2 protein-coding genes are annotated in these 2,151 nt (G+C 39.4%); both read right to left on the reverse strand.

The window, feature by feature from the left end; genetic code table 11:
- Positions 1–250: 250 nt before the first annotated feature.
- Positions 251–403: a hypothetical protein gene (locus tag L634_RS34075; protein WP_198029844.1), complete on the reverse strand. Its 153-nt coding sequence runs from the start codon at positions 401–403 to the stop codon at positions 251–253.
- A gap of 1,038 nt (positions 404–1,441) precedes the next feature.
- On the reverse strand, positions 1,442–1,702 hold the full coding sequence (locus L634_RS0128495; RefSeq protein WP_026585303.1) for a hypothetical protein: 261 nt from the start codon (positions 1,700–1,702) through the stop codon (positions 1,442–1,444).
- Positions 1,703–2,151 lie beyond the last annotated feature (449 nt).

Genomic DNA, 2,151 nt, shown 5'->3' on the forward strand with positions numbered 1-2,151 from the left:
AGAAGCGTGTCAGCGGGAGACCCCGCAGGTGCGAATGCACCGAGGAGCGTCGGACCGCCCGCGGAAAGCGAGTGCCTCGTGCTGAAATCAACAGGGAAATTTAACAGAGCCTATATTTAAATTGAAGCTTTGGCAGAAAAGTAAAAGACCTTCTCAATTGAAGGCCTTTTAACTATCTTAGGATAGCAATAAAGATTAACTTTATCTCACTCTTCATTTTTCCAGCGGGAGTTTCTGACATCTTCTTTTATTACGTTCCACTTTTTTCAAAGTCCTTGTAATGGATGATCTCAGAAAGGATCTTGCATCCATCTGCTCTTTCAAATTCCCCTCTGGCTTCATCCTTATTGTCATACTCGAACATTTTAATTCTGTCTTGCAAAAAAAGGGTTAGAATCCACATATCAGTTCCCTCCCTGGATATTAAAGATTAACTGAAGAAACGTAACACATTATTAAAGTGCACAAAAGTAGCTGTTAGATGGATTTTGTAAGTCTCAGGTACATATGAGTTTGTGGCAAATTCATTGCCCGCCCATTTTAGAAATCCTCTGTATGTTACCGAATGATGGAGTACATTTCTGGGATTCTATTGAAACTTCTTCGAATGCAAGCAATTAGCGAGCTTCCCCAATATACAGACATGGTACTCTATTCTACAAACAGATTAAAAGCAATGGTAATCAGCCAGCCAAGAGCAAGTGAAACGGAAAGATATGTACCTATATAAAGTAATATCTCCATCATGGTTCCTCCTCAAAATCGGTTTGACTTGGATTTTTTAAAAACAATGTCAAGTTGCTTTTCCCAAGGTGGATCGTCTTCTTGCTGCTGCATCCATATCCAAGACTGCTGCCAGAAAATCACTTATTTTTCCAAGCCTCCAAGTCGTTTTCAATCCCTATATTATTAGCAGTTTCAGCCCCCTTCCTCTAAAATAATGCCATTATAACAAGTGAAACTTAAAAATATGTCGAACCATCGGGTGTTCACCGATTTGTAAATAGACTGTTAACTTCCCTTAATAAACCCGTCCAAAAACTCATCTTTGTCTTCAAATGGAAAACAACACACCTAATTTGCCCTCTAGAGAGATTAGCAGGGTACACTTTGTACGATTCTAATTTTGTATATTTGATTAATCTGCTGTGTTTATAATATTGATTTTGGCACCCTGTTGATTGGAGCGGAAGGCGCGAGATCCTCGGAAATGCTTTCGCATTTCCTTCGTGCGGTGTTAACTCGGGGAAGCTTATTCAAAGTCCTGCGGGAGAGCGAGTCAAAGGGAGACCCCACAGGCGCGAATGCGCCGAGGAGCGTCGGACCGCCCGCGGAAAGCGAGCGCCTGGTACGAAAATCAACAGGCCCATTTAACAGAGCCACTTAAAAAAACCCATTTCCCTCGAAATGGGTTTTTTTAATATGTATGGTTTTTACGAATTCAAATCCAAGTCTCAACCACTCTTGGGTCATCTGTTTCTGACCTTGGCACCAAAGAAAATCCATTCGGAATTTCCTTTCTGATCGCCTCTAGATTTGTTCTCATCAGGATGTAGTCAGTCGGCTGATCTACATCAAAAACCCTTGCCACAAACATTCCCTGATAATCTTTTGGACTTGAAAAAATACAGATGATCGGCATTCGATACTCTTGTAAATTGATCTCGCTAAATGAACTAATTAATCGATCCTGGCTTTCCAAATAAAATCTCTCCTTTTTAATTCTTATTATCTATTTTATAGATTATCCGGAATATTCTAAACAGTTTTTTCTGCAGCAAATGAAATTAAACTGCCAATAGGTCTACTAGTTATCTATTGGATTTATAAATTATTACTATTATTGAATATTCCGTTAATTTTAAAGGATTCATGCAAATAATCGCGAATTTTTATATATAATCATATAAGGGGCATCTTCAATACTGTGTGGATTACTGGAATCATTACACCTTCATTGACTTGGACTAAAGATCCTAACAGGAAGATGTTTCCTGTTTCAATTTACGCTATTTTCGTAAAGTTTGTTGCTTTTAAGGGCCAACTAAGGTTAGTGAACTGAGTTGATTGGAGCGGAGGGCACTTGATCCTCGAAAATGCTACCGCATTTCCTTCGTGCGGTGCCAGGTCAGGGAAGCTTATTCAATGTCC

Source organism: Bacillus sp. J33, assembly GCF_000518885.1.
Taxonomy (GTDB): domain Bacteria; phylum Bacillota; class Bacilli; order Bacillales; family Cytobacillaceae; genus Cytobacillus.